Below are 6,350 nucleotides of genomic sequence, written 5' to 3'. Positions count from 1 at the left end.
GGTCGTGAGGGGCAGTCCCACCGTCATGTCCCCCTGGGAGAAGCTGACCCCGATGGCCATGCCTTCGGGCAGGTTGTGCAGGGCGATGGCGAAGACGAACAGCCAGACCCGTGAGCAGCTCTCATGGCCGGGACCACAGGGGCCGGTCTTGTCGTGTTCGTGAGGGGTGAATTGATCCAGTCCCAGCATCAGCAGCACCCCGAGGGTCATGCCGGCCACCACCACGGCGGCGGCGAGGAAGCTGTCACCCGTGATCCCCTCGGCGGCCTCGAGCCCCGGCAGCAGCAGGGAGAAGGCGCTCGCCGCCAGCATCATGCCGGCGGCGAACCCCAGCATGGCATCTTCCACCCGTTGGGGAACGGCGCGCAGGAACAGGGCAGGCAGGGCGCCCAGCGCCGTGGCGGCAAAACCCGCAGCGCCGCCGATGAGGCCATAGCGTACCCCGGGCGTGATCTCTCCTGCTGCCAGCATGACGAGACTCTGCACCAGGAGCAGCAGCACGGCGACCAGGGCGAGCAGCAGCCCCAGGGCGATGAGGGGGCGATCCGCTATCTGCTCGCGCAGTTGGACAGACCAGGAAGGGGAGAGGGTCGATACGTTGTCCATGGGGCCTCTGAAGACAGGAATGGGGAGAGACGAGCGGCCATTACATAACCTGGCCCCTGCTTTGTCCATGACGGCGGACCGATTGTGGCAATCGGCTCAAGTTTTGCGTCGAGCTGGTCGCTCCTGTGCTGGCAGCCTCGTGGCGGGCACAAGGCCCGGCGTGGGGCGAGCGGGAAGCAAGGGATCCCCTCTCTTCGCTCCCATCGTCATTTCCCGTCAGGAGTCTCGGGTCACCGCTTACACGGATGTGATCATTGTGTCACTGCACATCTGCAGTCGAGGATCACCAGCCAACATGTCTTACAAGCATCTCTCCATCGGCAAGAAGATTGCCGCCGTCTTTGCGGTCATTGCCGTCATCAACGCCGTCTTCGGCCTGTTTCTCGCCACCGAACTGCGGGACATTCGGGATCGGGTATTGAACTTCACCGACTCCACCCTGCCAAGCGTGCTCTCGGTGGACAACTTGCTCTATGACGTCTCCTATGTGCGCCGTGCCCAGTTTGCCCTGCTGATGGTGGAAGATGCCGTCGACAGGCAGGTTCGTCGCGCCCGCATCCAGGAGAGCCTGGGCAAGGTGCAGCAGGTCATGGATGCCTACGAGGCAACCGTGGGGGCCGAGCATGAACGCCAGGCCTTCAACCGCGTCAAGCAGCAGTGGCTGCAATATCTGGGGGCCGTCAACCAGGTGGATGCCCTGTTGTTCCAGGGCAGCAGGGATGAGGCCAGGGAGGCGCTGTTTCGCTCGAACGGGCTCTACACCGAGCTGGAGCTGGCGGTGCGTGCACTTGTGAAGGTGAATCTTGGCTTTGTGGAAGAGAACCGTGGCAGCCTGCTTGGCAGCGTCACCATGGTGATGACCTTTGCCGTGGTGAGCATCGCGACCCTGCTGATCTTCATGGGGGTCATGACCTGGTTCCTCACCCGCCAGATCTGCCTGCCCTTGCAAGCCGTGGTGGCCCAGGCCAATGCCATCGCCCTGGGAGATCTGACCCATCGGCTGGATCGCCAGCACATCGGGCAGGACGAACTGGGGATGCTGGCCAGCGCCTCCCTCAAGATGCAGGACAACCTGCGTGGGCTCATCGAGGAGGTGGCCGCCGCCGTGACCCAGCTGGGGGCCGCCATCGAGGAGGTGAGCGCGGTCTCCGAGCAATCATCCCAGGGGATCCTGAGCCAGCAGCAGGAGATAGCCCAGGTCGCCACCGCCATGGCCCAGATGAAGGCGACGGTAGCGGATGTGGCGGGCAACACCGAGGTGGCCTCGGAGTCGGCAAGCTCCGCCAATGCCCTGGCTCGTCGTGGCAGTCAGGATGTGCAGGGGGCCCTGGATGCCATCACCCGGGTGGCCGGTGAGATGGAGCAGGCGGGCAACCTGGTGAGTGAACTGGAGAAAGAGTCCGCCCAGATCAACCTGGTGGTGGATGTCATTCGCGGCATTGCCGACCAGACCAACCTGCTGGCACTCAATGCCGCCATCGAGGCGGCCCGTGCCGGTGAGCAGGGGCGCGGCTTTGCGGTGGTGGCCGACGAGGTGCGCACCCTGGCGGGGCGTACCCAGGCCTCCACCGGCGAAATCGTCGCCATCATCGAGACCCTGCAGGCCCGTGCCAATCGGGCTAAGTCGGTGACCGGCCAGAGTTGCGAGATGATCCGCCAGTGCGTGAGCCAGAGCGAACGCACCAGTGCGGGCATTCGTCAGATTGAAGAGGCGGTGGCCCAGATAGCCGACATGGCGATCCAGATTGCCAGTGCCTGTGGCGAGCAGGATGCGGTCTCCGATGAGCTGGGCCGCAACGTGGCGCGCATCAACGACTCCTCCAACGAGGTCGCGACCGGCGCGGATCACACCGCCAAAGCCTGTCTGGAGCTGAGCCAGCTGGCGGCGGGTCTGCGCCAGAGCATGGGGCGCTTCCGCCTGGCCTGACGGTGGCCGCAGCCAATGAAAACGGGGCCCTGGGCCCCGTTGTTTTTCTCACCGCTAGGCGGCGTGGGCTCAGGCGCCCAGGCCGGTACCGGCGTCTTTCTTGGCAATCAGCTCAATCTTGTAACCGTCCGGGTCTTCCACGAAGGCGATGACGGTGGTGCCGCCCTTCACCGGGCCCGGTTCGCGGGTGATCTTGGCGCCGGCGGCGCGCAGCGCCTCGCAGGTGGCATAGATGTCGTCCGCTTCCAGGGCGATGTGACCATAGGCGGAACCGAGCTCGTACTCGCTCACCCCCCAGTTGTAGGTGAGCTCGATGACGGCTTCATCCTTCTCGTCGCCGTAGCCGACGAAGGCCAGGGTGTACTTGTATTCGCTGTTCTCGCTCTTGCGCAGCAGTGTCATGCCCAGCACTCGGGTGTAGAAGTCGATGGAACGTTGCAGATCGCCGACGCGCAACATGGTATGCAGAATTCTCATTGCTCAATTCTCCGGGTTGGTGGATTGGTACTGCCTTGAATCCATGGCCCGAGACCGGATCCGCAGAGGCCTGCAGATCAACTCTCGGGATAGACCTTCTCTTTGTATTCGCACAAATCTTCGATGATGCAGGAGCCGCAGCGGGGCTTGCGGGCGAGACAGGTGTAACGCCCGTGCAGGATGAGCCAGTGATGCACGTCCAGCTTGAACTCGGCGGGGACCACCTTGAGCAGCTTCTCCTCCACCTGATCGACGTTCTTGCCCACTGCAAAGCCGGTGCGGTTGGAGACCCGGAAGATATGGGTGTCGACGGCGATGGTGGGCCAGCCGAAGGCGGTGTTGAGCACCACGTTGGCCGTCTTGCGGCCGACGCCGGGCAGGGCCTCGAGGGCCTCGCGATTCTCCGGCACCTCGCCGCCGTGGCGCTCCAGCAGAATGGCGCAGGTCTTGATGACGTTCTCGGCCTTGGTGTTGAACAGGCCGATGGTCTTGATGTACTCCTTGACCCCATCCACCCCCAGATCCAGCATGGCCTGGGGGGTGTTGGCCACCGGATAGAGCTTGTCGGTGGCCTTGTTGACGCTCACGTCGGTGGCCTGGGCCGAGAGCAGCACGGCGATGAGCAGCTCGAAGGGCGTGGTGAAGTTGAGCTCTGTGGTGGGATGGGGGTTGTCATCGCGCAACCGCTCCAGGATCAGCCTGCGTTTCTGGTTGTTCATGGCTCTCTCTTGTCTCAGAGCTGGGTAGTGCGGGCGCCCGCCGCCGGCACGGTGCAGTGGGCCTTCTCGGCACTCTGCTTGCGGCCCATCCAGTCGTTGATGGCGTTTTTGCCGGCGATCATCAAACCGAGGCCGATGAAGCCGCCGGGGGGCAGGATCGCCAGCAGCAGGCTGGCGTCGGCGTGGAACAGCTCGACGCGCAATGACTTGGCCCAGTCACCCAGCAGCAGCTCGGCACCGTCAAACAGGGTGCCCATGCCGATGATCTCGCGAAGGCCCCCCAGTACCAGCAGCACCAGGGTAAAGCCCAGCCCCATCATGAAGCCGTCGAGGGCGGCAAGCAGGGGCGGGTTCTTGGAGGCATAGGCTTCGGCGCGGCCGATGATGACGCAGTTGGTGACGATGAGGGCGATGAAGATGCCGAGCGCCTGATAGAGGCCGTAGGTGTAGGCGTTCATCAACAGCTGCACGCTGGTCACCAGGGCCGCGATAATCATCACGTAGACCGGGATGCGGATATCCTTGGGCACCCAGTTGCGCACCAGGGAGACGGCGAGGTTGGAGCAGACCAGTACCACCATGGTGGCAAGGCCTAGCCCCAACGCATTGGTAAAGGTGGAGGAGACCGCCAGGGTGGGGCAGAGTCCCAGCACCTGCACCAGGGAGGGGTTGTTCTTCCACAGTCCCTGCAACATCAGCTCCTTGAGCTCTTCGCGGCGGCCACTTTCCCCGGCGGGTTGGCTGGCCGTGTCAATCACGTCGACTTGTTCCATAGCGTGTGCTCCGGCGTTAGGGGTTGGTATGGCAGGAGGGGGCATCGTGCAGCAGTTCGGGGTGCTCCTGTTGCAGCCTCAGCAAATTTTTCACTGCCTTGACCACGGCCCGCGGGGTGATGGTGGCTCCGGTGAAGGCGTCGAATTCGCCGCCATCCTTCTTCACCGCCCAGGTGGCGTCGTTGTCGGCCGTGAGGGACTTGCCGGTGAAGCTGTCGATCCAGCTGGATTTCTTCAGCTCGATCTTGTCACCAAGCCCCGGGGTTTCCTTGTGGGCCAGCACCCTGACCGCGCTGACGGCCCCCTTTGCATCGGTGCCGACCACCATGCGAATGGCTCCACTGTAACCATCGGGGGCCACGGTTTCCAGCGCGTAGCCGGTATGCACCCCCTTGAGGGTGGCGGTATAGAGGGGCATGGGCTCATCGCTGCCCAGGTATTCCCGGCTGCTGACCAGCTTGCAACTGGCCACCAGATCGTTGTCATAACTCCCCTCGGGCAGCAGGGCCTGCAGGGTGCGCAGCTTCTCCAGCTCTTGCTGGTGGGCGATGCGATCCCGGGTCAGTTCGTTGGTCAGCACCACCATGGCGGTGCAGCCGAGGGCAAAGAGGGCCAGGGTCAGGCCATTCTTGCGCATGCTTTTCAACATGGGAGGCTCCCTGTCTCGCGTCTGCGGCAATTCAGATGGGGGTTCATTTGCGACTGGCTCCATAGACCTTGGGGCGGGTCAGACTGTCAATCAGGGGAACGCACAGGTTGGCCAGCAACACGGCGAAGGCGAAGGCATCCGGATAGCCGCCAAAACGGCGGATGACATAGACCAGCACGCCGATGAGCACACCGTAGACGAGGCGCCCCTTTGCGGTGGTGCTGGCACTCACCGGATCGGTGGCGATGAAGAAGGCTCCGAGCATGGTGGCACCGCTGAACAGGTGCAGCATGGGGGTGGCAGTGGCATCCGGGGTGGCCAGATAGCCCAGGGTGGCAGCGAGCAGCAATGCGCCCAGCACGGCAGTCGGAATGCGCCAGTTGATCACTTTCTGCTGGAGCAGGAAGAGGCCTCCCAGCAGGTAGCCGAGGTTGACCCAGCTCCAGCCGATGCCACCCCAGCCCTCGAAGACCTTGTGGGTCATCACTTCGGTGGCGGTCAGCCCCTGGGTCAGCCCGGTCTTTAAGGTATCCAGCGGCGTGGCCATGGTCAGGCCATCCACCCCCTGCTTGAGCTGCAGCATGCTGTAGCCGTCGAGGCTGAAGCCGGTGAAGATCACCGAGGCCGCATCGGCAAAGCCGATGTCGTAGGCGGCGATGCTGGAGGGGGGCAGCCAGCTGGTCATCTGGACCGGGAAGGAGACCAGCAGCAGCACATAGGCCACCATGGCAGGATTGAACAGGTTCTGACCGAGCCCGCCATAGAGATGCTTGGCGATGATGATGGCGAACGCCGTGCCCAGCACCAGCATCCACCAGGGCAGCAGGGGGGGTAAGGAGAGACCGATGAGCACGGCGGTGAGCGCCGCGCTGCCATCCAGCAGGGCCGGTTTGACGGGGCGGCCACGCAGGCGAAGGACCAGGGCCTCCGAACCCAGGGCCGTGACCAGCGCCAGCAGGATCTGGATCAGGGTCCCCCAGCCGAAGAACCAGGTCTGCGCCAGGAAGCCGGGCAGGCAGGCCAGGATCACCAGCACCATCAGGGTCTGGGTCTGTTTGCGGTTGTGGGCAAAAGGCGCACTCGCGATATTGAACATGGATCAGTGGCTCTTGTCGGTCGAAGGGGAGGAGGCGGCCTCGGCCGCCAGCTTCTTGGCTTTGGCCCGGGCGATGGCGGCGGCGATGGCCGCCTTCTTGGGG

7 protein-coding genes are annotated in these 6,350 nt (G+C 64.0%); 1 reads left to right on the top strand and 6 read right to left on the bottom strand.

Translation table 11 applies throughout. From position 1 onward, the window contains the following. Positions 1-606, bottom strand: a 606-nt coding sequence (locus tag AACR77_RS00565) for a ZIP family metal transporter (protein ID WP_042879121.1), incomplete at its 3' end; no start/stop codon positions are given. 295 nt (positions 607-901) lie between these two features. Here AACR77_RS00565 and AACR77_RS00560 point away from each other — a divergent pair. Next, complete coding sequence (locus AACR77_RS00560) at positions 902-2,533, top strand: methyl-accepting chemotaxis protein (protein ID WP_042879119.1); 1,632 nt, start codon at positions 902-904, stop codon at positions 2,531-2,533. 69 nt (positions 2,534-2,602) lie between these two features. On the opposite strand, the gene gloA is transcribed toward AACR77_RS00560, so the two are convergent. From gloA to rsxD, 5 genes are all read right to left on the bottom strand, one after another. Next, entirely contained in the window at positions 2,603-3,010 is a 408-nt protein-coding gene (gene gloA / locus AACR77_RS00555) for a lactoylglutathione lyase (RefSeq protein ID WP_010674310.1), read from the bottom strand. 77 nt (positions 3,011-3,087) lie between these two features. Then, a complete protein-coding gene (gene nth / locus AACR77_RS00550; RefSeq protein WP_005302279.1) occupies positions 3,088-3,729 on the bottom strand; it encodes an endonuclease III in 642 nt (213 codons plus the stop codon). A 14-nt stretch (positions 3,730-3,743) separates the two neighbouring features. Next, on the bottom strand, positions 3,744-4,502 hold the full coding sequence (locus AACR77_RS00545) for an electron transport complex subunit E (protein WP_010674312.1): 759 nt from the start codon (positions 4,500-4,502) through the stop codon (positions 3,744-3,746). A 16-nt stretch (positions 4,503-4,518) separates the two neighbouring features. Continuing rightward, positions 4,519-5,151 carry an electron transport complex subunit RsxG gene (rsxG, locus tag AACR77_RS00540; RefSeq protein WP_041212825.1) on the bottom strand — a complete coding sequence of 211 codons (633 nt, stop codon included), beginning with the start codon at positions 5,149-5,151 and terminating at the stop codon, positions 4,519-4,521. A 43-nt stretch (positions 5,152-5,194) separates the two neighbouring features. Next, positions 5,195-6,247, bottom strand: coding sequence for an electron transport complex subunit RsxD (rsxD, locus tag AACR77_RS00535; RefSeq protein WP_042879116.1), 1,053 nt, complete (start codon positions 6,245-6,247; stop codon positions 5,195-5,197). Positions 6,248-6,350 lie beyond the last annotated feature (103 nt).

The organism is Aeromonas sp. ZOR0002 (assembly GCF_963866995.1).
GTDB classification, from domain to species: Bacteria; Pseudomonadota; Gammaproteobacteria; order Enterobacterales; family Aeromonadaceae; genus Aeromonas; species Aeromonas caviae.
Note: the sequence above shows the minus strand (reverse complement) of the source record. Positions and strands in the feature narration are given on the sequence as shown.

Bases quoted from the DNA above. Each gene is read 5' to 3' on its own strand.
- rsxG (WP_041212825.1), bottom strand. From the start codon at position 5,151: ATGTTGAAAAGCATGCGCAAGAATGGCCTGACCCTGGCCCTCTTTGCC.
- AACR77_RS00545 (WP_010674312.1), bottom strand. From the start codon at position 4,502: ATGGAACAAGTCGACGTGATTGACACGGCCAGCCAACCCGCCGGGGAA.
- nth (WP_005302279.1), bottom strand. From the start codon at position 3,729: ATGAACAACCAGAAACGCAGGCTGATCCTGGAGCGGTTGCGCGATGAC.
- gloA (WP_010674310.1), bottom strand. From the start codon at position 3,010: ATGAGAATTCTGCATACCATGTTGCGCGTCGGCGATCTGCAACGTTCC.
- AACR77_RS00560 (WP_042879119.1), top strand. From the start codon at position 902: ATGTCTTACAAGCATCTCTCCATCGGCAAGAAGATTGCCGCCGTCTTT.
- rsxD (WP_042879116.1), bottom strand. From the start codon at position 6,247: ATGTTCAATATCGCGAGTGCGCCTTTTGCCCACAACCGCAAACAGACC.